This window comes from Pseudoalteromonas sp. S1608 (assembly GCF_005887265.1).
In the GTDB taxonomy this organism is placed as follows: domain Bacteria; phylum Pseudomonadota; class Gammaproteobacteria; order Enterobacterales; family Alteromonadaceae; genus Pseudoalteromonas; species Pseudoalteromonas undina.
In genome coordinates this window covers 223,718-246,693 of sequence record NZ_PNDK01000002.1, presented here as the reverse complement: position 1 = coordinate 246,693, position 22,976 = coordinate 223,718, and the positions used below count along the sequence as shown (strand labels likewise).

Annotated in this window: 19 protein-coding genes; 11 read left to right on the top strand and 8 right to left on the bottom strand. The window is 40.0% G+C overall.

Going from position 1 to position 22,976, the window contains the following annotated elements; all coding sequences use genetic code 11:
- Positions 1-63 precede the first annotated feature (63 nt).
- The 4 genes from sucA (at position 64) to sucD (ending at position 6,619) form a co-directional block, all read left to right on the top strand.
- The gene (sucA, locus tag CWB75_RS01435) at positions 64-2,883 is read left to right on the top strand and encodes a 2-oxoglutarate dehydrogenase E1 component (RefSeq protein ID WP_075169173.1); all 2,820 of its coding nucleotides are present in this window, start codon (positions 64-66) and stop codon (positions 2,881-2,883) included.
- A gap of 3 nt (positions 2,884-2,886) precedes the next feature.
- The gene (gene odhB / locus CWB75_RS01430) at positions 2,887-4,404 is read left to right on the top strand and encodes a 2-oxoglutarate dehydrogenase complex dihydrolipoyllysine-residue succinyltransferase (RefSeq protein WP_138569699.1); all 1,518 of its coding nucleotides are present in this window, start codon (positions 2,887-2,889) and stop codon (positions 4,402-4,404) included.
- Positions 4,405-4,580: 176 nt separating this feature from the next.
- Positions 4,581-5,747, top strand: a complete 1,167-nt coding sequence (sucC, locus tag CWB75_RS01425; protein WP_008464053.1) for an ADP-forming succinate--CoA ligase subunit beta — start codon at positions 4,581-4,583, stop codon at positions 5,745-5,747.
- The gene (gene sucD / locus CWB75_RS01420; RefSeq protein WP_010390118.1) at positions 5,747-6,619 is read left to right on the top strand and encodes a succinate--CoA ligase subunit alpha; all 873 of its coding nucleotides are present in this window, start codon (positions 5,747-5,749) and stop codon (positions 6,617-6,619) included. Before sucC ends, sucD begins: the two co-directional genes overlap by 1 nt.
- A gap of 89 nt (positions 6,620-6,708) precedes the next feature.
- Here sucD and CWB75_RS01415 read toward each other — a convergent pair whose 3' ends face one another.
- Positions 6,709-7,779 (bottom strand): DUF3083 family protein, encoded by a 1,071-nt coding sequence (locus tag CWB75_RS01415; protein ID WP_054200998.1) that lies wholly within the window; start codon positions 7,777-7,779, stop codon positions 6,709-6,711.
- A 216-nt stretch (positions 7,780-7,995) separates the two neighbouring features.
- Here CWB75_RS01415 and glnS point away from each other — a divergent pair, with 216 nt between their 5' ends.
- Positions 7,996-9,660: a glutamine--tRNA ligase gene (gene glnS, locus CWB75_RS01410; protein WP_138569698.1), complete on the top strand. Its 1,665-nt coding sequence runs from the start codon at positions 7,996-7,998 to the stop codon at positions 9,658-9,660.
- Between the two features lie 65 nt (positions 9,661-9,725).
- On the opposite strand, the gene fur is transcribed toward glnS, so the two are convergent.
- From fur to CWB75_RS01385, 5 genes are all read right to left on the bottom strand, one after another.
- Positions 9,726-10,169, bottom strand: coding sequence for a ferric iron uptake transcriptional regulator (gene fur / locus CWB75_RS01405; RefSeq protein WP_010390113.1), 444 nt, complete (start codon positions 10,167-10,169; stop codon positions 9,726-9,728).
- 181 nt (positions 10,170-10,350) lie between these two features.
- Positions 10,351-10,878 (bottom strand): flavodoxin FldA, encoded by a 528-nt coding sequence (gene fldA, locus CWB75_RS01400; protein ID WP_008113772.1) that lies wholly within the window; start codon positions 10,876-10,878, stop codon positions 10,351-10,353.
- A 13-nt stretch (positions 10,879-10,891) separates the two neighbouring features.
- Complete coding sequence (gene ybfE, locus CWB75_RS01395) at positions 10,892-11,170, bottom strand: LexA regulated protein (RefSeq protein WP_008113775.1); 279 nt, start codon at positions 11,168-11,170, stop codon at positions 10,892-10,894.
- A gap of 2 nt (positions 11,171-11,172) precedes the next feature.
- Positions 11,173-11,394: a DUF2788 domain-containing protein gene (locus tag CWB75_RS01390; protein ID WP_008113777.1), complete on the bottom strand. Its 222-nt coding sequence runs from the start codon at positions 11,392-11,394 to the stop codon at positions 11,173-11,175.
- Positions 11,395-11,489: 95 nt separating this feature from the next.
- The gene (locus tag CWB75_RS01385) at positions 11,490-12,257 is read right to left on the bottom strand and encodes an alpha/beta fold hydrolase (RefSeq protein ID WP_138569697.1); all 768 of its coding nucleotides are present in this window, start codon (positions 12,255-12,257) and stop codon (positions 11,490-11,492) included.
- Positions 12,258-12,571: 314 nt separating this feature from the next.
- Here CWB75_RS01385 and seqA point away from each other — a divergent pair, with 314 nt between their 5' ends.
- The 6 genes from seqA to CWB75_RS01355 all read left to right on the top strand — a co-directional run bounded on the left by seqA (position 12,572) and on the right by CWB75_RS01355 (position 19,978).
- Entirely contained in the window at positions 12,572-13,156 is a 585-nt protein-coding gene (gene seqA, locus CWB75_RS01380; protein ID WP_010390110.1) for a replication initiation negative regulator SeqA, read from the top strand.
- A gap of 9 nt (positions 13,157-13,165) precedes the next feature.
- Entirely contained in the window at positions 13,166-14,803 is a 1,638-nt protein-coding gene (pgm, locus tag CWB75_RS01375; RefSeq protein ID WP_109874605.1) for a phosphoglucomutase (alpha-D-glucose-1,6-bisphosphate-dependent), read from the top strand.
- Positions 14,804-14,885: 82 nt separating this feature from the next.
- A complete protein-coding gene (astE, locus tag CWB75_RS01370) occupies positions 14,886-15,938 on the top strand; it encodes a succinylglutamate desuccinylase (RefSeq protein ID WP_138569696.1) in 1,053 nt (350 codons plus the stop codon).
- 265 nt (positions 15,939-16,203) lie between these two features.
- A complete protein-coding gene (locus CWB75_RS01365; protein WP_008466734.1) occupies positions 16,204-17,418 on the top strand; it encodes a thiamine pyrophosphate-dependent dehydrogenase E1 component subunit alpha in 1,215 nt (404 codons plus the stop codon).
- On the top strand, positions 17,418-18,395 hold the full coding sequence (locus CWB75_RS01360) for an alpha-ketoacid dehydrogenase subunit beta (protein WP_010390106.1): 978 nt from the start codon (positions 17,418-17,420) through the stop codon (positions 18,393-18,395). The genes CWB75_RS01365 and CWB75_RS01360 overlap by 1 nt, the downstream gene beginning before the upstream one ends.
- Before the next feature lie 8 nt (positions 18,396-18,403).
- Positions 18,404-19,978 carry a dihydrolipoyllysine-residue acetyltransferase gene (locus tag CWB75_RS01355; protein ID WP_138569695.1) on the top strand — a complete coding sequence of 525 codons (1,575 nt, stop codon included), beginning with the start codon at positions 18,404-18,406 and terminating at the stop codon, positions 19,976-19,978.
- A gap of 95 nt (positions 19,979-20,073) precedes the next feature.
- On the opposite strand, the gene CWB75_RS01350 is transcribed toward CWB75_RS01355, so the two are convergent.
- Both CWB75_RS01350 and CWB75_RS01345 read right to left on the bottom strand, forming a co-directional pair.
- Positions 20,074-21,243, bottom strand: coding sequence for a putative manganese transporter (locus CWB75_RS01350; RefSeq protein WP_138569694.1), 1,170 nt, complete (start codon positions 21,241-21,243; stop codon positions 20,074-20,076).
- An 88-nt stretch (positions 21,244-21,331) separates the two neighbouring features.
- Positions 21,332-22,957 (bottom strand): M28 family metallopeptidase, encoded by a 1,626-nt coding sequence (locus CWB75_RS01345; protein ID WP_138569693.1) that lies wholly within the window; start codon positions 22,955-22,957, stop codon positions 21,332-21,334.
- Positions 22,958-22,976: the final 19 nt, after the last annotated feature.

The following is a 22,976-nucleotide window of genomic DNA, read 5'->3' as shown; positions in this document are numbered from 1 at the left end:
AATATTTATTAGCCATCTTGTTATATAACTATTAATTTCTGCGCTAAAAAAAAGGGCTTATAAATGCACGAAGGTGTGATGAAGGCATGGCTAGAATCTTCACATTTAAACGGCGGTAACGTTGCTTATGTTGAAGAGCTTTATGAAGCGTATTTAGACGATGCGACTTCGGTGCCAGAAGAATGGCGAGAAGTGTTCGAACAATTACCAAAAGTTGATGGTGTGGATGTTGAAGTAAAACATTCAGAAGTTCGTTCACAATTTGCGGCGCTTGCTAAAAACAAGCATAGAGAAGTGGTGGTAGCAGAGGGCAGTGGCGGCGACCTTAAACAGGTTAAAGTTCTGCAACTTATTAATGCTTTCCGTTTTCGTGGACACCAAAATGCAAACCTAGATCCACTAGGTATTTGGCAACGAGAACGTGTACGAGATTTAGAGCTAGAATACCACGACTTATCAAATGCTGACTTTGACCGCGAATTTAACGTAGGATCGTTTGCCGTAGGCCGCGATACTATGCCTTTAGGTGAGTTATACCAAGCACTAAAAACTACTTATTGTGGTTCTATTGGCGCAGAGTATATGCACATCACATCAACAGAAGAAAAACGTTGGTTACAACAGCGTTTAGAGTCTGTTCAGTCTAGGCCAAAATTCGATAAAAATGAAAAGCTACGTATCCTTAAAGGATTGACAGCGGCTGATGGTCTTGAAAAATATTTAGGGGCTAAGTTCCCGGGTGCTAAGCGTTTCTCACTTGAAGGTGGCGATGCGTTAGTGCCTATGCTTAAAGAGCTTATACACCGCGCGGGTGAAAGTGGCCAAAAAGAAGCCGTAATCGGCATGGCTCACCGCGGACGCTTGAACGTACTTGTGAATGTACTTGGTAAAAATCCATCAGAATTATTTGATGAATTTGCTGGTAAACACAAAGATACTTTAAGCTCTGGTGATGTTAAGTATCACATGGGTTACTCTTCAGATTTCGCGACCAAAGGTGGCAATGTGCATATGGCACTTGCGTTTAACCCATCGCACTTAGAAATCGTTAATCCTGTGGTTATGGGGTCTGTGCGCGCACGTCTTGATCGTCTAAACGACAAAACTGGCAGCAAAGCACTTCCTATTACTATTCACGGCGACTCTGCAATCGCAGGTCAGGGTGTAGTACAAGAAACGTTTAACTTATCACAAACTAATGCATTTAGTTGTGGTGGTAGCATTCGTATTGTTGTTAATAACCAAGTTGGTTTTACAACAAGCAAGCAAGACGATGTTCGCTCTACTGATTACTGTACTGATATTGCAAAAATGGTTCAATCACCAATCTTCCACGTAAACTCTGATGATCCTGAAGCGGTTGCGTTTGTTACGCAGTTAGCGCTTGATTTTAGAAACCAGTTTAAACGTGACGTTGTGATTGACCTTGTTTGTTACCGTCGCCATGGTCATAACGAAGCTGATGAGCCTAATGCTACACAGCCTGTTATGTATCAAAAGATTAAAAAACATCCAGTCCCTCGCTTAATTTATGCAGATCAGTTAATTTCGGAAGGTTCCTTCACAGAAAACGAAGTGAAAGCACTTGCTGATGATTATCGTAATGGCTTAGATGATGGCAACTGTGTAGTTGAAGAAATTCAACCAGAAACGTCACATTCTTCTGATTGGGCTAAATACGTTGGCCATGATTGGAATGTTGACTACGACGCGAGCGTTTCTGTAGAGAAGCTTAAAGAGCTCGGTAACATTGTCGCAAGCTACCCTGAAGACCACAAAGCGCAATCTCGTGTTAAGAAAATATACGATGATCGCAAAGCTATGGCAGCCGGTGAAAAAGCACTTGATTGGGGTATGGCAGAGACTTTAGCGTATGCAACTATTGCAGCTGAAGGCACTGATATTCGCCTAACAGGTCAAGACTCTGGCCGTGGTACCTTCTTCCATCGCCATGCCGTTGTTCACGGTCAACAAGACGGTGCAACATACTTACCACTGCAAAACATTAGTGAAGATCAAGGTACGTTTGAAGTATTTGATTCGGTGCTATCTGAAGAAGCGGTATTAGCGTTTGAATATGGTTATGCAACAGCAGAGCCGACCTCACTTGTTTTATGGGAAGCGCAATTTGGTGATTTCGCCAATGGTGCACAAGTTGTTTTTGACCAATTCTTAAGTTCAGGTGAGCAAAAGTGGGGTCGTTTATGTGGCCTGACATGTTTGCTACCACATGGTTATGAAGGCCAAGGTCCTGAGCATAGCTCTGCACGTCTTGAGCGCTTTTTACAGCTGTGTGCTGATCATAATATGCAAGTATGTGTACCATCTACACCTGCACAAGTTTATGCAATGCTTCGTCGTCAATCGGTTAGACCTCTTCGTCGCCCATTGATTGTTATGACGCCAAAATCATTGCTTCGTCACCCATTAGCTACATCATCGCTTGAAGAACTATCAGAGGGCGTATTCCACAATGTGATCGATGAAATTGATGATATTGATGCTAAGAAAGTAGAACGTGTTGTATTTTGTAGTGGTAAAGTTTACTACGAATTATTACAAGAGCGTCGTAAACTTGAGCAAGACAACATTGCTATTGTTCGTGTTGAACAGCTATACCCGTTCCCACATGACGAAATGAAGACGATTATTGAACGTTATCAGCATGTTACTGATTTTGTATGGTGTCAGGAAGAGCCGCAAAACCAAGGTGCTTGGTATTGTTCTCAACATCACTTTATTGATGCAATTCCACAAGATGCAAAATTAAAATATGCTGGTCGTAAAGCTTCAGCATCACCTGCATGTGGTTATATGTCAGTACATACTAAAGAACAACAAGCGCTCGTTGCCGACGCGCTTACTATAGAAAAGAAAGGATAAGCAATGAGCACAGAGATTAAAGTTCCTGTTCTTCCTGAGTCGGTTGCAGATGCTTCCGTTGCTACATGGCATGTAAGTGTTGGCGACAAAGTAAGCCGTGACCAAAACTTAGTAGATATTGAAACAGACAAAGTGGTTTTAGAAGTGGTTGCACAAAACGATGGTGTAATCACTGAAATTTCACAAGAAGAGGGTGCTACGGTACTTGGCGACCAAGTGATCGGTTTAATTGGCGATGCAGATGAAGCACCGGCAACTAAAGAGTCAAAAGAAGATGACTCAGCATCAGATAAATCAGAAGACGCGCCTGCGGCGCAATCAGCACCAGCATCAGAAGGTAAAGAAGTGGATATTAAAGTACCTGTACTTCCAGAATCAGTTGCAGATGCAACAATTGCTACTTGGCATGTTCAACCAGGTGACGCGGTAACACGCGACCAAAACTTGGTAGATATTGAAACAGATAAAGTTGTACTTGAAGTTGTTGCCCAAGAAGACGGCGTTATGGGTGAAATAATCCATGACGAAGGCGATACTGTTCTTGGTGAGCAAGTAATTGGTAAGGTAAAAGCAGGCGCTGCACCAGCTAAATCTGAAGCTAAAGCGGATGCACCAGCATCCAAAGAAGAAAGCTCAAGCGATAGTTCAGATGTACTAACTCCATCAGTTCGTCGTTTAATTGCTGAGAAAGGCCTTGATGCTTCAAAAATCAAAGGTTCAGGTAAAAATGGCCGTGTGACTAAAGAAGATGTTGATCAATTCTTAAAAGCACCTGCTCCAGCAGCAAAAGCAGAAGCAGCACCAGCAGCACCAATGGGCGATCGTACTCAAAAACGTGTGCCTATGACACGTTTACGTAAAACGATTGCTAATCGTCTTCTTGAAGCGAAAAATTCAACTGCAATGTTAACCACGTTTAACGAAGTCAATATGAAGCCAATTATGGATCTTCGTAAGCAGTACCAAGAAGTATTTGAAAAGCGTCACGGTATCCGTTTAGGTTTCATGTCTTTCTACGTTAAAGCGGTAACTGAAGCGTTAAAGCGTTTCCCAGATGTAAATGCATCAATTGATGGCGATGATATTGTTTATCACAACTATTTCGACATCAGTATTGCTGTTTCTACGCCACGTGGCTTAGTAACGCCAGTACTTAAAGATTGTGACAAATTATCAGTTGCAGAAATCGAAAAAGGTATTCGTGAACTAGCTCTTAAAGGTCGTGATGGCAAGCTAACACTTGACGACATGACTGGCGGTAATTTCACTATTACTAACGGTGGTGTATTCGGCTCATTACTATCAACACCAATCATTAACTTACCGCAGTCTTCAATCTTAGGTATGCACAAAATCCAAGATCGTCCAATGGCTGTTAATGGTAAAGTTGAAATCTTACCTATGATGTATTTAGCGTTATCTTACGATCATCGCCAAATCGATGGTAAAGAATCAGTTGGTTTCTTAGTAACAATTAAAGAGTTACTTGAAGATCCAACACGTTTACTGCTAGATGTTTAATTAAGTAGTATGAAATATAAGCTGTGAGTTAAAATCACAGCTTTTTTTTTGCGCCTAAGGTCATACTGGGGTTTTCATGTAGCGCCATGAGATCTATACTAGGCACGCAATTTGGGATAGTTGTTTATTTGCATAAATATTCAGCTCTTTTAATATAAAAAATTGGATAAAGCATCATGAATTTGCATGAGTATCAGGCAAAACAACTTTTTGCCGAATATGGTTTACCAGTTTCTCAAGGTTTCGCTTGCGATACACCTGAAGAAGCTGCAGCAGCTGCTGAAAAAATTGGCGGCGATATGTGGGTTGTTAAAACTCAGGTTCACGCAGGTGGACGTGGTAAAGCTGGCGGTGTAAAGCTAGTTAAAACTATCGACGAAGTTAAAGCGTTTGCAGCTAACTGGTTAGGTAAAAACCTAGTTACTTACCAAACAGACGAGAAAGGCCAGCCAGTTGCTAAAATTTTAGTAGAAAGCTGTACAGATATCGCAAACGAACTGTACCTAGGTGCTGTTGTTGACCGTGCTTCTCGTAAAGTTGTGTTCATGGCGTCTACTGAAGGCGGCGTTGAAATTGAAACTGTTGCTGAAGAAACACCAGAACTTATCCACAAAGCTGAGATTGATCCTTTAGTAGGTCCTCAAGCTTACCAAGCTCGTGAGCTTGGTTTTAAATTGGGTCTTAACCCAACACAAATGAAACAGTTCGTTAAGATCTTTATGGGTCTTGGCAACATGTTTAACGATTTCGATTTCGCATTACTTGAAATCAACCCACTAGTAATCACAGATGAAGGTAACCTTCACTGTCTAGATGGTAAAATTGGTATCGATGGTAATGCACTTTACCGTCAACCTAAAATCCGTGAAATGCACGATCCATCTCAAGAAGATGCACGTGAAGCTCACGCAGCAAGCTTCGAGCTTAACTACGTAGCCCTAGATGGTAACGTAGGTTGTATGGTTAACGGTGCAGGCCTTGCAATGGGTACTATGGACATCGTAAACCTACACGGTGGCAAGCCAGCTAACTTCCTAGATGTTGGTGGCGGCGCGACTAAAGAACGTGTTTCTGAAGCATTCAAAATCATCCTTTCAGATGACAACGTTAAAGCTGTTTTAGTTAACATCTTCGGCGGAATCGTTCGTTGTGACATGATTGCTGAAGGCATCATTGGCGCAGTTAAAGAAGTAGGTGTAACAGTTCCAGTAGTTGTACGTTTAGAAGGTACTAATGCTGAATTAGGCCGTGAAGTACTTGCTAAGTCTGATCTTAACATCATCGCTGCTGAATCATTAACAGACGCGGCTGAAAAAGTTGTTGCTGCTGCGGAGGGCAAATAATGTCTGTATTAATCAATAAAGATACAAAAGTTATCTGTCAAGGTTTCACTGGTGGTCAAGGTACTTTCCACTCAGAGCAAGCGCTTGAGTACGGTACACAAATGGTTGGTGGTGTAAGCCCAGGTAAAGGCGGTCAAACGCACCTTGGTCTTCCAGTATTTAACACAGTACGTGACGCTGTAGAAGCAACAGGTGCAACTGCATCTGTGATTTACGTACCAGCACCTTTCTGTAAAGATGCAATCTTAGAAGCTATCGATGCAGGTATCGAGCTGATTGTTTGTATCACTGAAGGTATTCCTACACTTGATATGGTTGACGTTAAAGTTAAACTAGATCAAACAGGTACTCGTATGATTGGTCCAAACTGTCCAGGTGTTATCACTCCTGGTGAGACTAAGATTGGTATCATGCCTGGTCACATCCACAAGCCTGGTAAAGTAGGTATTGTTTCTCGTTCTGGTACTTTAACGTACGAAGCAGTTAAGCAAACTACAGATGCTGGTTTTGGTCAGTCTTCTTGTGTTGGTATTGGTGGTGATCCAATTCCTGGTACTAACTTTATCGACGTTCTAGAATTGTTCGAAAAAGATCCACAAACTGAAGCAATCGTAATGATTGGTGAAATTGGTGGTACTGCAGAAGAAGAAGCTGCAGAGTACATCAAAGCTAACGTAACTAAACCTGTTGTTTCTTACATTGCTGGTGTTACTGCACCAGAAGGTAAGCGTATGGGTCACGCTGGCGCAATCATCGCTGGTGGTAAAGGTACTGCTGATGAGAAATTTGCTGCATTAGAAGCTGCGGGCGTAAAAACTGTACGTTCACTTGCTGATATCGGTAAAGCACTTAAAGAGAAAACAGGCTGGTAATCAGCGTTTATTCTTTAAAAAAGGCTCGCAATTGCGAGCCTTTTTGTTATCTAAAGTTCAGGTACCTAATTAACCACAGTTTAGATTAATTAATATGGGTAACTTATATGCTGAAAAAAGCGCACAGATAAATCTTGGCGTTGCTTATTTATTGCTAACTCCTCACATAAGCCATGTATGGCTTTTTCAACTTGATTCATAAAACGACCATAGCCAATTTCATGTTTATTATGCTCAGCTGCCACAATGACAAAATGCAGTGTTTCGACTAATTTATCGGCTTCAAAAAATACTTTTATTTGCGGGGTTGAGTCTTCTATATCAAAACTTATTTTTTGTAGCTCTTCATTTCCTTCATTTCTATCGACTTGGCTGTTGCGTATTATTGGCATTGCGCCATTAGCAACCATTGCAGCGTGGGTGAGTTTATTGTCTTCACATAACTGGGTAAATAGTTTTGAAAAGTGGGTGTAGAACGGCTGATAAGTTTGGCTGTTAATCTCACTTTGAAACTGCGTTTTAATATTACGAGTTATCGGTATCGAAAAAGTGACATAGGTCATTTCTGCGTGTGTGCTTGGTATCTCGCATTGTCTTGATTGATAACGAGGATATAAACTTCTTAATTTATAACCGTAACTTTCTTTATTGCCTTTTTCTTTAGCGAATAAATCATAGGTCAAATGCTGATGATCACGTAATTTAAAGCTTGGTTGCTCTACAAATAATTGCTGTTGTAAAAGATCCAATACTTTTTGTACATTGTTATGAAATTGTGCGGAGTGAGCGCGAATATCATCCCCAGTGGCTAAAAACAATAAGCGAATCTTTTTGCTTTGCTGATCTTCGGTGTAATGAAGTTTATGTGCTTCATGGTAACGAGGATTATAGAAAAACAACATTTGCTTATCGGTTTCAAGTTGATAAGACTCATCATGAAATCGCACGACCGGCAGTTTATCATTGGCGAGTAAATGCACATTGTGAAGTTCATATTCATCACAAGCGGCAAATAGTTGGCGAGCAATACGCTGATAACACGCATTAATATTACTAAAGCTCTTATAAAACTCATCGTTTGGCGTGATTTCAGCTAATAAATAATGGTTTGCTCTAGCATTGCTTGGGATATAAACACGGTGTTGATTTAATGAAGCCATCTTTCGTTCCTGTAAGTTGGGTTTATTTTTATACTATAGAATGCTTTGATGACTTAAATATTGCGCTAAAACAAATTTTGTTCATAAACTATCCCTTATTAAACAAACTTTGTTAATTACCAGCATAAACCCGTATCTATTACTGTATGTTAGGCTTGGTTTTTGTAATAATGCATTAGTTTTGTTATCACGCAATATACAGAGGTTTATACTCCTATGGCGGAAATCGAGAATCGCCCAAGTAACTTTATTAGAACCCGAATTGATGAAGATTTAGCAAGTGGAAAACATGCCACAACGCATACCCGTTTTCCACCAGAACCAAATGGCTTTTTACATATTGGCCATGCAAAATCAATTTGCCTAAATTTTGGTATCGCCAAAGACTATAACGGTTTATGTAACCTTCGTTTTGACGATACAAACCCAGAAAAAGAAGATATTAACTACGTTAATTCAATTAAAGAAGACGTACAGTGGTTAGGGTTTAATTGGGATGGTGAGATTAAATATTCGTCAAACTATTTTGATGTGCTTTACGGCTATGCAGTTGAGTTAATTGAAAAAGGTTTAGCGTATGTGTGTTTTTTAACTGCCGATCAAGCGCGTGAATACCGTGGCACATTAAAAGAGCCTGGTAAGAATAGCCCTTATCGCGATACCTCGGTTGAAGAAAACCTCGCATTATTTGAAAAGATGCGCAATGGTGAATTCAAAGAGGGCGAATGTGTACTGCGCGCAAAAATTGATATGGCAAGCTCATTTATGGTGCTGCGCGATCCAATTATTTACCGCGTTCGCTTTGCTCATCATCACCAAACTGCTGATAAATGGTGCATTTACCCAATGTACGACTTCACGCATTGTATTTCTGATGCGCTAGAAGGTATAACACATTCATTATGTACCTTAGAATTCCAAGATAACCGTCGTCTTTACGACTGGGTTCTTGATAATATCAGCCTTGAATGCCATCCACAGCAAATTGAATTTTCACGGTTAAACCTTGAATACACAATTATGTCAAAGCGTAAGCTTAATGACTTAGTGGTAAATAACAAGGTAGAAGGGTGGGATGACCCGCGTATGCCAACGATTGCAGGTCTTCGTCGTCGAGGTTATACACCGGCTTCAATTCGTGAGTTTTGTTTACGTATTGGTATTACTAAACAAGAAAATATGGTCGAAATGGGTATGCTTGAAGCGTGTATCCGTGATGATTTAAACGAAAATGCACCGCGTGCTATGGCTGTACTTGATCCGGTTAAAATCGTTATTGAGAATTATGAAGCCGACACTGTTGAAACATTGTCTGTTGCTAATCACCCAAATAAAGAAGAAATGGGTCGTCGTGATGTGCCTTTTACCCGTGAAATTTTTATTGAACGTGAAGATTTCCGCGAAGAAGCAAACAATAAGTTCAAACGTTTAGTACTTGATAAAGAAGTACGCTTACGTGGCGCTTATGTAATTAAAGCAGATCGTGTTGAAAAAGATGATAACGGTGAAATTACCACTATTTACTGCACTTACGATCCTGAAACATTGGGTAAAAACCCAAGCGATGGGCGTAAGGTAAAAGGGGTGATTCATTGGGTGTCAGCACCTGAGTCAGTGACGGCGGAAGTACGTTTATATGACCGTTTATTCAGTGTTCCTAATCCTGCAGCAGCAGAAGATTTTGAAAGCACATTAAACCCAGAGTCGTTAGTTGTTATTAATAATGCAAAACTAGAACCTTCACTGGCAAATTCACAGCCTGCGCAAGGTTTCCAGTTTGAGCGTACTGGTTACTTCTCTCGTGATAGTAAATCTGAGAACGTGGTATTTAACCAAACTGTGGGTCTGCGCGACTCATGGGCTAAAATAGATCAGAAGTAATTCTGTTCTATTTTAGACACAAAAAAACCTGCTTTTAGCAGGTTTTTTTATGCAATTAATAAAAATTAACTGTTGTTTTGTGCAAACGCCTTACATGCGTCTTTATCTTCACACTCACCGTATAGGTAAAGAGAGTGGTTAGTTAGCTTAATACCGTTTTCTTCAGCAATCTCGAGTTGACGACGTTCAATTAAGTCATCTTCAAACTCAACAACCTTGCCACACTTTAAACACACTAAGTGGTCATGGTGAGTACTGCCAGAAAGTTCAAATACAGACTTGCCACCTTCAAAATGATGACGGCTAACAATACCCGCATCATCAAATTGATTTAAAACACGGTAAACAGTCGCAAGACCAATTTCTTCGCCTAGATCTAATAAAACCTTGTAAACATCTTCAGCGCTTATGTGTTGGTTATCTGGAGATTGAAGAATCTCTAAAATTTTAATACGCGGTAAAGTTACCTTTAGCCCGGCTTTTTTAAGTTCCAAGTTATGATCAGTCATTAAATCTGTCTCAATTTTATTTAGTTATACTAGACATCTTGCAAGATGTACTCGTCACAATAACAGTTAGGATAACGTGCCTTTGCAGGAAGTGCAAAGAACAATTGATCTATATCAATATTAACGCGGAAAATGCTAACTGTTTGATAATATTTTAAACAGTTAGCATAAAAAGGGAGGGTTAATCTGCTAACTCACTTAAGCACATTTCATCATATACCTGAGCACACCATTGTTTAACGCGTTGCTCAGTCAATTCAGGCTGGCGGTCTTCATCAATCCCTAAGCCTACAAAGTGCTTGTCATCCGCCATACCTTTTGATGCTTCAAAATCATAGCTGTCTGTTGGCCAATGACCAACAACAATAGCACCACGCTCTGTTACGATATCGTTGATCATACCCATAGCGTCTAAGAAGTATTCTGCATAGTCTTCTTGGTCGCCACAGCCAAAAATAGCCACTAGCTTACCTTCAAAGCTTACTTCTTCAAGCTCAGGAAAAAAGTCATCCCAATCACACTGCGCTTCGCCATAGTACCAAGTTGGAATGCCGAATAAGATCAGATCAAATTCAGCTATCTCTTCTTTTGAGCTTTTTGCAATGTCATGCACAGCAACGAGCTTTTTACCCAATTCTTTTTGGATCATTTTTGCTACGTGTTCTGTGTTACCTGTATCACTTCCGAAAAAAATGCCTACACTTGCCATGGATTTAAACCTTTTATCTATCAATAGCCAATCTTTCTTGTAAAATTGTTTCGATCAACGCACTACGGCTAATATTTTGTGCATCTGCCATATCACTCAAAGCCTGATACAGCTGTGACGAAACTTTAAATTCAACACGCTTTAAGCCACGTGCTTTATCTCTTTTTATTTGATTACGTTTATTGACCTTTAACTGCATATCCCGTGGAAGGGGATTGGTTTTCGGCCTACCTGGACGTTTCTCGTATTCAAATAAATCAAGCGTTGTTCTATCTGTTTCTGACTTGGCCATGCTTAACCTACACCCGCACCTTGCCAAAATACCTGAATAAGTCCTTTGGCAATAAAGCCAGAACAACCTAAAAAAAGTACCAGCCACACAATATAACGACCAAATTTAGGCACATTGCCGCTTTTCAGTACGTCTTTAATTGCCAAGCCGATAAAAATAAAAATACCTGCTAAGCCAAAATACAACCCTAAGGTATCAAATTCGTTAATAAACTGACTGACCATCGACGTATAACCTTTAAATTAAACGGCGCGTACTATAGCACATAAATCTTTAATTATTTAGTGTGATAAATCAAAAACACGCCACAAAAATAACATTAAACTGCAGTTAAAAAATCATTGATTGCTTTGTTTACAGCCTGTGGTTTTTGGGCATGCAACCAATGACCCGCACCATGGATGATTTTTGCACTTACATTTTTAAACAGCGAATTAATTGCTTCACGGTGCTCAGCTAATATGTAGTCAGAGTCATTACCTTTAATAAACAGAGTTTCGCATAAACAAGAATTATTTGCATTAATGTTGTCGGTAATTGTTGAATATTTATTATCAAGCACTGATAAATTGAATCGCCATACAAATTTCCCTGCATCATTTTTATATAAACTCTTCAATAAAAACTGACGTACTCCTAACTCTTCTATATACGGTTGCATTACTAAATCAGCTTGCTTTCTATCACTAATATCGGCATTTTTTACTGCATTTAATGCCTCAATGATTTGGGTATGACGAGCCGGGTAGCTAACTGGGGCGATATCAAGTACCACTAATTTATTGACCAATTCGCTATGGGTTAATGCAACTTGCATTGCCACTTTACCGCCCATGGAATGCCCTACAAGGTGGGCTTTTTGTATTTTCAATTTCGCCATTAATTCCACAATGTCATTGGCCATGGCTAGGTAATCCATTTCATCACTGTGTGGGGAAATGCCATGGTTACGTAAATCGACATTGGTTACGCAAAAGTGTTCACTTAATGGTTTTGCAATCACATTAAGGTTTTCTAAAGAGCCAAACAGTCCATGGATCAAAACAACATCAGGACCTTGACCAATTTGTTTGTAATTTAATTGCATAAACGTCTCCCATAATTTTGCGCATAGTTTGCCGAGCATTAACTAAAAAAGCAAAAAATACAGATATTATTTAAACGCTGGATGCAAAATACCTAGCTCTCTGATTATTTGGTCATTATTAATTATAGTTATGTTAAGGCTGTGAGGGTTTAAAAGCGATTTATACTCGTCATAGCTTTTAATAATAGAACGACTATTATTTGCAATATTGTCTTGCCTAATATCGCTTTTAATTCCAACGACGCTCGCATCTTGAGGTGATTTGGGTATAATCATATCGAAAGAAAAATGTGACCCGTAATGACAGGAAGAACATGAAACAAATCGACATAGACGACGAGTTATATCAGTACATTGCTAGCAATACCCAGAGTATTGGTGAAAGTGCATCGACTATTTTACGTCGTTTATTAAATCTCAGCGGCGAAAAAATTCACACTACAAAATCAGACACTGATCATAAAAATGAAACTGTTAGTGTGTCTAATCCATCTGAAGAACAACAAGTTGCTGCCGTTGAACAGCCAGCCTCTGTGGCGAAACCGCCGGTAAATAAAAAGAATGCGAACGTATTTAATATTTTAAATAAAGAAGAGCTGGCAATGCAAAAAGGTGTTGTTGGTCGTTTCTTATTTATATTAAGTGCATTTTACCGAACGCACAAAACTGACTTTTCAGCAGTGCTTGATATCAAAGGCCGCGATCGTGTTTATTTTGCGACCAGTAAAGAAGACTTAGTGAATAGCGGTAGTAGTATGAACCCTAAAAACATCACCGATAGTGAATATTGGGTGATGACTAATTCAAATACTACACGTAAAAAAATGATGCTGCATGAAGTTGCACTTAGCTTGGGCTATAGCAATGAGCAAGCTGAAAAAATTCGTGATTATCTTTAAGGAAATACCATGGCAATTCATTCCGGCGCAGGGAAAACTGCACCACAATCGGTTTTAGTGAATGTACCAAAGTTAGTGTCTGCGTATTATTTAAATGAGCCTGATCTAGAGCAAAACCCTGAGCATTGTGTTGCCTTTGGCACCTCAGGGCATCGTGGTTGTGCATATGATGTGAAATTTAATGAATCCCACATATTATCCATCACCCAAGCTATTTGTGATTACAGAAAGCAAAACGATATATTTGGCCCATTATTTTTGGGTAAAGACACCCACGCATTAAGCGAAGCCGCCTTTAACTCAGCGATAGAAGTGCTGGTTGCTAACGAAGTGCAAGTGATCACCCAAGAAAATGGCGACTTCACACCAACGCCGGTAATTAGCCACGCTATTGTTAGTTATAATAAAAATCACCCAAATGAATTAGCCGATGGTATTGTTGTTACTCCGTCTCATAATCCTCCTGAGGATGGCGGGTTCAAATATAACCCACCTAATGGCGGCCCTGCAGATACAGATGTAACAAAATGGATTGAAGATAGAGCCAATCAGCTTTTAATGGAAGACTTAGTTGAAGTAGAACTGTTTCCATTTGCTAAAGCGTCGCGTTCTGGTTTTATCCGCTATGAAGATTTAATGACACCGTACATTAATGATCTTGAAAACATTGTTAACTTAAAAGCGATTAGTGATGCTGGTATTAAAGTAGGTATTGATCCATTAGGTGGTTCAGGCATCAACTTTTGGCCAGTGATTGCGAAAAAATACAATCTAGATTTAACCGTTGTAAATGACAGTGTTGATCCGCGTTTTGCATTTATGCCACTTGATAAAGATGGCAAAATTCGTATGGATTGCTCATCACCTTATTCAATGGCGAATTTAATTGCCCTTAAAGATGATTTTGATCTATCGATAGGCAATGACCCTGATTATGACCGTCATGGCATAGTAACACCTGATGGATTAATGAATCCAAATCACTTTTTAGCAGTAGCCATTGATTACTTACTAACGCATCGTGACTGGGATGCCAGCGTTGAAATTGGTAAAACCCTCGTTTCTAGCTCAATGATTGATAAAGTCACTGAGCGTAATAAGCGTAAAGTAAAAGAAGTACCTGTTGGTTTTAAATGGTTTGTTGAGGGATTAAATAAAGGCAAGTTGGCTTTTGGTGGTGAAGAAAGCGCTGGGGCAGCCTTCTTACGTTTTGATGGCACCGTATGGTGTACAGACAAAGATGGCTTTATCATGGGGCTACTTGCTGCTGAAATTCTTGCAGTTACAGGTAAAACACCGTCTACGTTATATAAAGAACTAGAGCAAGAATTTGGTGCACCAATTTATAAACGTTTAGATGCGCCAGCGACGCCTGAGCAAAAATCACGTTTAAAAGCGCTCAGTGCTGACGATGTTAAAGCCGATACCTTAGCCGGTGAGCCAATTATGCAAAAACTTACTCATGCGCCAGGTAATAATGCAGCAATTGGTGGATTAAAAGTAGTAACTGAAAGTGGCTGGTTTGCTGCTCGTCCGTCAGGTACTGAAGATATATATAAAATATATCTAGAATCATTTAAAGGCGAAGAGCATTTAGCCTTATTAGAAAAAGAAGCTAAAAAACTGGTTGATTCAGTAATTAGCTAATCTGCAATTAAAATTAAAAACGGCTGATTTATTCAGCCGTTTTTGTATCTACAATTTATAAAACAAAAAGGGCTTTATAGTGATGTCAGCCACTTCAGAATATATTAATCAATTAAAACATGATGGTGATTTTTTAACGCTTTCTCGAAACCATGAATGGCATTTGGATGCAGGCCAATTTACCCTTGATAATAATACGCAAGTAACCGTGCATGATACCGGTGTAATTGAATTTGAGCCTGATTGTATAACGTCAAAGAATGTGGTGCTTTCAAGTGCAATTCATGGCAATGAGACAGCCCCTATAGAAATTTGCGATGAACTGATTAAACACATTATTAGTGGAAAATTTGAATTACAACAACGGGTTTTATTTATTTTTGGTAACCCTCAGTCAATTAATATTGGTAAACGCTTTGTAGAAGAGAACTTAAATCGCTTATTTAATGGGCACCACACTGTTGATGGCATCGCGATGAACGACGAACGTATTCGTGCTGCAAAACTTGAACAGTACGTTAGCGATTTTTATGCACGCTCAGAGCAGGGCACATATCGCTGTCATTATGATTTACATACCGCTATTCGTGGTTCTAAAAATGAGAAGTTTGCTGTTTACCCATTTTTACATGGCAAGCCTTGGAAAAAGTCGCAACTGCAGTTTTTATTGAGTTGCGGAGTTAATACGGTATTAATGATGAAATCACCCGCTACCACGTTTAGCTACTATTCATCGTTTGTGCATGGGGCTGATTCGTTTACCGTTGAGCTTGGGCAAGTAAAACCCTTTGGTGAAAACGACATGTCGCGCTTTGCAAAAACCAAGCAAACATTAACTGCATTAATTAGTCAAAAAGAAGTGGAATACCCTAAATTTAATGCAAGTGACTTTGAGTTGTTTTCTGTTCATCGCACAATTAACCGCACAGAGCAAAACTTTAGCTTCCCGTTTTCTGATGATGCCGAGAACTTTACAGGCTTTGCAAAGGGTGAGCTTTTAGCAACTGATGGTGATAATGCAATTTATGCGGACGTAGAAGGGGAAGCGATTATTTTTCCTAACGCACAAGTTGCTATTGGACAACGTGCACTATTAACGGTTGTGCCTATGCAGGTGGATAGTCGTTTTAGCTAATTCAACACATCAGACCACTTGTTATGAAAGGTTAACCAACTGATTAATAAGTGGTTAATTATATGTATAGTTAACTTGCCAGTTTTTTGCTCAATATTTACTTTTGTTTGGTCACAGTTTTGTTGAATAACACTTTACGTTAACGTAAAGTGTTGGCAGCTTTAATTAAATACAGTGCAGATGTTGCAAAGTTTATTCAGCAACAATCGCCCATAATAATAATTTAAAGGGGCACTGTGATACCGACAACAAGAGAAGGTAGGTTATGAGTAATCCCAATAACGTATCGCTGAATATTAACCATGAGCTTGAGTTTATCGACGGTCACGCGCTTAATATTCCAACCCTTAGTATTTTAACTGAGGACGGCGACATTCATCCTAGTGCTCCTGCACCTGACATTTCTAAACAAACCGCTATTAAATTATACGAAACCATGCGTTTTATTCGTTTATTGGATGAACGTATGCAGGGTGCTCAACGCCAAGGCCGTGTTAGCTTTTACATGCAGTGTTTAGGTGAAGAAGCGGCGGTAACAGCCTCTGCGGCAGCCCTTGATCAAGATGATATGATTATGGCGCAATACCGTGAGCAAGCGGCGTTGCACTACCGTGGTTTTACGCTTGACCAATTTATGAATCAGATGTTTTCTAACGAACTAGATCTTGGTAAAGGCCGTCAAATGCCGATCCATTACGGTTCTAAAGCACTTAACTACATGACAATTTCATCGCCATTAGGAACTCAAATCCCACAGGCCACCGGTTATGCATACGGTCAAAAAGTAAAACATATCGATGCTAAAACAGGTGAACTAGCAAGCACTATTGATAACGTCACCATTTGTTACTTTGGTGAAGGTGCCGCTTCAGAAGGTGATTTTCACGCAGGTCTTAACATGGCTGCAGTGCATAAGGCACCGGTTATCTTTTTTGCACGTAACAATGGTTATGCTATTTCTACCCCAGCTGATGAACAATTTAAAGGTGATGGTATTGCATCGCGTGGCGTAGGGTATGGTATTAAAACCATACGTGTTGATGGCAGCGATGCACTCGCTGTTTATGCAGCAACTAAAAAAGCCCGAGAAATTGCAGCAACCCAAGGTGAACCTGTACTGATTGAATCGATAGCTTATCGTTTAGGCGCGCACTCAACGTCAGATGATCCTAGTGGCTACCGTTCAAAAGATGAAGAAGCAAACTATAAAGCGTGCCCAATAGAGCGCTTTAGAAAATGGCTAGTAAAACAAAACTGGTTAGATGACGCAGAAGATATAAAAGCGAAAGAAACAATTCGTGATGATATTTTGGCGGCACTTAAACGCGCTGAAGTAATTGATAAACCAGCCTTAGAAGAGCTGATTTCTGATGTGTACGATACACCAATTCCATCTTTACAACGCCAATATGATGAGCTTAAAACACATATAAAAGCCCATCCTGATGCCTACCCAACAACAGCAGGGAGAATTAAGTAATGGCTAAAATGAACATGCTACATGCAATTAATTCTGCTTTAGATATCACTATGAATGAGCACCCTCAAGCGTGTATTTTTGGTGAAGACGTGGGTTATTTTGGCGGTGTTTTTAGAGCAACATCAGGCTTACAAGAAAAATACGGTAAGCACCGAGTATTCAACACGCCGCTTACAGAGCAAGGCATTTTAGGTTTTGCTAACGGATTGGCCGCATTTGGTGCACCAGCGCTTGCTGAGATTCAATTTGCTGATTACATCTTTCCTGCGTTTGATCAAATTGTGAATGAATCTGCTAAGTTTCGCTACCGTAGCGGTAATGAATTTAACGTAGGTAATCTAACAATACGAACACCTTACGGTGGCGGTATTGCTGGTGGTTTGTATCACTCGCAATCGCCAGAAGCATACTTTGCTCATACGCCAGGGTTAAAAATTGTTGTGCCACGTAACCCTTATCAAGCTAAAGGCTTACTTCGCGCATGTATTAAAGACGATAATCCAGTGCTATTTTTTGAGCCAAAACGCTTATATCGTGCATCTACGGGTGAAGTGCCAGAAGAAGATTACAGCATTGAACTAGGCAAAGCCGAAGTAGTTCAAGAGGGCACTGACGTTACTTTATTAGCGTGGGGGGCACAAATGGAAATTGTAGAAGCAGCTGCTAAACAAGCCAGCGAACAAGGTATAAGCTGTGAGGTAATAGACCTTCGCAGTATTCTACCGTGGGATGTTGAAACGATTGCTAAGTCAGTGACAAAAACGGGTCGGCTTATTGTTAGTCATGAAGCACCTATTACTAATGGTTTTGGCGCCGAAATTGCGGCAACCATCGCTCAAGAGTGTTTCTTGCATTTAGAGTCACCTATTTTACGTGTCTGTGGTTTAGATACACCATACCCGCTGGCGCTTGAAAAAGAATATGTTCCAGATGCATTGAAAGTAATGGCCGCAATTAAACAATCAGTGAACTTTTAGGGGTTTCCATGGCTAAAGATTTTATATTACCCGACATTGGTGAAGGCATTGTTGAATGCGAAGTAGTCGAATGGTTGGTACAAGAAGGTGATACAGTAAAAGAAGATCAGCCTATTTGTGATGTGATGACAGACAAAGCCTTAGTGCAAATTCCTGCGGTACACGATGGGGTGATCACTAAGCTGCATTGCAAAAAAGGCGATATTGCTAAAGTGCATGCGCCGTTATTTGCAATGGATGTTGCCGGGGAAGCACCCAGCGAAAAGATTGAAACACCATCTGCACCAACATCCACTCGTGAACACTTAGAAGATTTTATCTTACCCGATATTGGTGAAGGTATTGTTGAGTGTGAAATTGTAGAGTGGTTAGTAGCAGAAGGCGATGAGATTGAAGAAGACCAAGCTGTTTGTGATGTAATGACTGATAAAGCGTTGGTACAGATACCGGCTAAATATACCGGTACTGTACAAAAGCTATATTATCAAAAAGGTGAAATTGCCAAAGTACACAGCCCGTTGTTTCAAATGACCATAGCAGGTCAAGCTGCAAAAGAAGATGTTGATGTCAATCAAGCGGTCGTAAAAGCACAAAGCAATGCAACTACCGATGCACCGGTTAAACAAACACAACCAGAAACTGCGATTGTTAACGAAAAAGCAGTTGCCTCACCTGCGGTTAGACGTAAAGCGCGAGAGCTTGATGTAGATTTAACTTGCGTACCAGGCAGTGGTAAAAATGGTCGTATTTATAAACAAGATATTGAAGCGTTTATAAAAAATGAAGTGCCATCTGGTATGGATACTTCTGAGCTTAATAAACCACAAGCTTCTGAGAGTAAAAAAACCAGCAGTACTGAACATACAGCGAGCACAGGTGGAACACGAACAGAAGCGATTAAAGGTATTAAAGCGGCCATGGCAAAACAGATGGTAGCGTCGGTTTCTACTATTCCACATTTTACCTACAGTGATGAAATTGACTTAACTGATTTAATTGCACTTCGAACTGATCTGAAAGAGCAATATAAAGCTCAGGGCGTTAAGTTAACTATGATGCCATTCTTTATTAAGGCGTTATCATTGGCAATGAGTCAATTTCCAGTACTTAACTCAAAAGTAAATGATGATTGTAGCGAAATTACTTACTATGACGATCATAATATTGGGGTTGCGGTAGATTCTAAAGTGGGCTTATTAGTGCCTAATATTAAAGCTTGTCAAACTAAAAGCATTGTAGAGGTTGCTAACAGTTTAACTCAGCTTACTGATTCTGCTCGCGAAGGGCGAGTTGCACCTGATGATTTAAAAGGTGGCACTATTAGCATTTCTAACATTGGTGCAATTGGCGGCACTATTGCAACGCCAATCATAAATAAGCCAGAAGTCGCGATTGTTGCACTTGGAAAATTACAGCACCTTCCTCGCTTTGATCAGCAAGGGCAGGTGGTTTCACGTGCAATTATGCAAGTAAGCTGGTCAGGTGATCATCGTGTAATTGATGGCGGCACGATAGCGCGCTTTAATAATTTATGGAAAGAATACTTAGAGCAGCCAGCTAAAATGATGATGGCAATGCGCTAATCTTTTTCATTAAATTATTAATATGAATAAATAAAACCAGCTAATTAGCTGGTTTTTTATATCTTGAAAAGTAAATTAATAAAAAGTAGACCGATTTAGCTGAAAAAATACAGTCCATAACCCACTAATAACGCGGGGATAGCGGTATATAGTGTGGCAATAATGGCCGCTTTGGGTGCCATAGCAATGGCAGGGAAAAGCGCATCGCCATCGTTAGAAATGGCGTTCGCTGCTAAAGCACTAAACGGTATCACGCCTTGAATGTATAAAGTGGTGACAATAATTTGCGGTCCACAACCGGGTAAAAAGCCAATTAATACCGCAATTAACGGCGCTAAATAGGCAAAATTTAAAAACCATGTTTTTAAATCAAGGCCAAACACGGTAACCAGTAGTTCAAATAAAACAAAGGAGGCAACCACCCACGCAGTTACAAAATGAGTATCTTGCAGTACTTTTGTTATTTTTGAAGGCGGGCTGCATACATCATCTTCTGAGGTTACTTCCTTATAGCTTTCACCTTTTGATGATAGCGCCCACATAAACACCACAAACAATGCCATTAATGCGCCAAAAAAACTGACCGCATTTACTACATGATTGCCAAATTGGCTTAAATCAATATTAAACGCCAGTACAAAAGCAATTAGTAATCCAGGAATAATAGCAATTAACCAAATAGGCTTGCTCAACTTTATTATTTTGGTAGGCAATACAGTCACTGGTTGTGTTTGCTTTTGATTGGTAGGGCATAAATAACCTGTTTTATGCAGTTTATTAACCAGTAAGCCTGTTAGCGTTCCAACGACTAAGCCTATTGCCATTATCGATAACCCGTCAGTAGGGCGTGTAGCTAATAATAAAAATGCCGCATCACCCATTGTAGCCGTTAATACTGCAACAATAGCCCCAAAGCTTGCTTGTCCTTTTGTAAATTGGGTAACCACAATGATTGCACCACCACACCCTGGCAGCATACCTAAAAAAGCAGCAAAGCTGACCTCTAATACAGGAGACTTAGCATTTAGATAACGAAGCTCTAGTTGGGGTAAATGATCAATCGCGTAGTAGTAAATAAATAGGGTCGCAGCAACAAACACACTGACTTGAAAAAAAGCATCACTGAGTGCAGTGATTGTTATAGTGCGTAAGCTGGGCAGGACTAAACAAACTAAAATTAACAGGGGTAAAATTAGGCGTTTATTTTGATGAAAAATACGTTTTGCAGCTGGCGAAATAACTTCCAAATGTTCTGTTAAAAACATACAGTACGACCTAATTAATAAACTAGATCGCACTGTACTATTTTATTAAATGATAATCAATATCATTTAGGTGGTTACTTGAGAACGTTTATTTACGTTGAAACTCTGAGTTTTCATTCCAAGTAGGCCATTGAGTTTGCTGTGAAATATCAAAACCTACTTTATAAAATAGTTGTAAATCTTGAACCGCACCTGATAAATCCCACTCATCACGATATCTATCACAAGGCTGGTGGTAACAACCGCGCAATACTAAACTCATACGCTTGCGATAATTAGCCGTTTCTTCGTCAAATGCTTCTGAACCACCACCGGCATACATAGCAGGTACACCCATATTGGCAAAGGCAAAGTGATCTGAGCGGTAGTAACCACCTGAAGATGGTTTAGGGTCGCCCGATACTGTTCTGCCTTGCTCTTTTGCAGCAGTTGCTAATAGTTCATCCATTTGCGATTTACCAATACCCACCACACTAATATCTTTTACTTTTCCTAATAGGTTTAAGCTATCCATATTAATATTAGCAACGGTTTTATTTGCTGGAATAACCGGGTTAGCGGCGTAATATTTTGAGCCAAGCAAGCCTTGTTCTTCAGCGGTTACCGCTAAAAAGGTCATTGAGCGGTCAGGGCGTTTACCTAGTTTAGTAAAGGCTTCAGCCACTTCGATCATACCGGCTGTACCTGTCGCATTATCGTGGGCACCATTATAAATTTGATCGCCTTTACGATTTTTATCCGTTCCTAAATGATCCCAATGCGCAGAGTAAATAACATGCTCATCTGGCGTTTTACTACCGGGAAGAGTGGCAATAAAGTTATAAGATACCGATTTTTTGATGGTATTTTTTACATTCACAGTGGCAGCTAAATCGCCCATATCTACATGGTAAGCGCCTTTAGCTGCTTCTGCTTTAGCAGTATCAAAATCAAGGCCTGCTTTAGTAAATAGCTCTTTTGCTACATCAACAGTAACCCAACCTTCAACAGCAACACGATCCATGTTGTTATTATCTTTTACAAAACCAAACTGCTCGCCACTCCACGAGTTCTCAACCACTGACCAAGGGTAAGAAGCAGGAGCCGTTTCATGAATGATAATAGCGCCCGCTGCACCTTGACGGCTTGCTTCTTCGTATTTATAAGTCCAGCGCCCGTAATAGGTCATGGCATCACCGGTAAATAAGTTTGGATCTTTAGTTGCAAAACCAGGATCATTTACCAGCATCACGACGGTTTTACCCTTAACATCTAGGCCTTCGTAATCATTCCAGTTATATTCAGGTGCGTTAACACCGTAGCCGACAAATACCAGCTCTGAATTTTCAATCCCTTCTTGCGCACTTATACGGCTACTACCCATTACCATGTCTTTTTTGTATTGGTAGTCTTTACCGCCAATATTAAGCACCATGTCAGAGTCTGCTTCTAATGATACAAGCGGGACTTCTTGGAAAAAACTATCACCGTTACCCGGTTCAAAGCCCAATGCAGTAAATTCTTGTGTTAAGTAGTCAAGCGTAAGCTTTTCACCTTCAGATGAAGGAGCACGACCACCAAACTCATCAGAGGCTAACACTTTTACATGCTTAGCAATTTCATCGGCTTGAATGCTGTTATAGCCTTTCGCGACATCGTCAGAAGTGATACTTGTTGTTGCACAACCCGCTAGAATCGCTGTTGTGATTAAGGTCAAAGAAAAATAACGTTTCATATTGGCTCTTTTTTTGTTC

Coding starts and splice junctions, on each gene's coding strand:
- sucA (WP_075169173.1), top strand. CDS start 64: ATGCACGAAGGTGTGATGAAGGCATGGCTAGAATCTTCACATTTAAAC.
- odhB (WP_138569699.1), top strand. CDS start 2,887: ATGAGCACAGAGATTAAAGTTCCTGTTCTTCCTGAGTCGGTTGCAGAT.
- sucC (WP_008464053.1), top strand. CDS start 4,581: ATGAATTTGCATGAGTATCAGGCAAAACAACTTTTTGCCGAATATGGT.
- sucD (WP_010390118.1), top strand. CDS start 5,747: ATGTCTGTATTAATCAATAAAGATACAAAAGTTATCTGTCAAGGTTTC.
- CWB75_RS01415 (WP_054200998.1), bottom strand. CDS start 7,779: ATGGCTTCATTAAATCAACACCGTGTTTATATCCCAAGCAATGCTAGA.
- glnS (WP_138569698.1), top strand. CDS start 7,996: ATGGCGGAAATCGAGAATCGCCCAAGTAACTTTATTAGAACCCGAATT.
- fur (WP_010390113.1), bottom strand. CDS start 10,169: ATGACTGATCATAACTTGGAACTTAAAAAAGCCGGGCTAAAGGTAACT.
- fldA (WP_008113772.1), bottom strand. CDS start 10,878: ATGGCAAGTGTAGGCATTTTTTTCGGAAGTGATACAGGTAACACAGAA.
- ybfE (WP_008113775.1), bottom strand. CDS start 11,170: ATGGCCAAGTCAGAAACAGATAGAACAACGCTTGATTTATTTGAATAC.
- CWB75_RS01390 (WP_008113777.1), bottom strand. CDS start 11,394: ATGGTCAGTCAGTTTATTAACGAATTTGATACCTTAGGGTTGTATTTT.
- CWB75_RS01385 (WP_138569697.1), bottom strand. CDS start 12,257: ATGCAATTAAATTACAAACAAATTGGTCAAGGTCCTGATGTTGTTTTG.
- seqA (WP_010390110.1), top strand. CDS start 12,572: ATGAAACAAATCGACATAGACGACGAGTTATATCAGTACATTGCTAGC.
- pgm (WP_109874605.1), top strand. CDS start 13,166: ATGGCAATTCATTCCGGCGCAGGGAAAACTGCACCACAATCGGTTTTA.
- astE (WP_138569696.1), top strand. CDS start 14,886: ATGTCAGCCACTTCAGAATATATTAATCAATTAAAACATGATGGTGAT.
- CWB75_RS01365 (WP_008466734.1), top strand. CDS start 16,204: ATGAGTAATCCCAATAACGTATCGCTGAATATTAACCATGAGCTTGAG.
- CWB75_RS01360 (WP_010390106.1), top strand. CDS start 17,418: ATGGCTAAAATGAACATGCTACATGCAATTAATTCTGCTTTAGATATC.
- CWB75_RS01355 (WP_138569695.1), top strand. CDS start 18,404: ATGGCTAAAGATTTTATATTACCCGACATTGGTGAAGGCATTGTTGAA.
- CWB75_RS01350 (WP_138569694.1), bottom strand. CDS start 21,243: ATGTTTTTAACAGAACATTTGGAAGTTATTTCGCCAGCTGCAAAACGT.
- CWB75_RS01345 (WP_138569693.1), bottom strand. CDS start 22,957: ATGAAACGTTATTTTTCTTTGACCTTAATCACAACAGCGATTCTAGCG.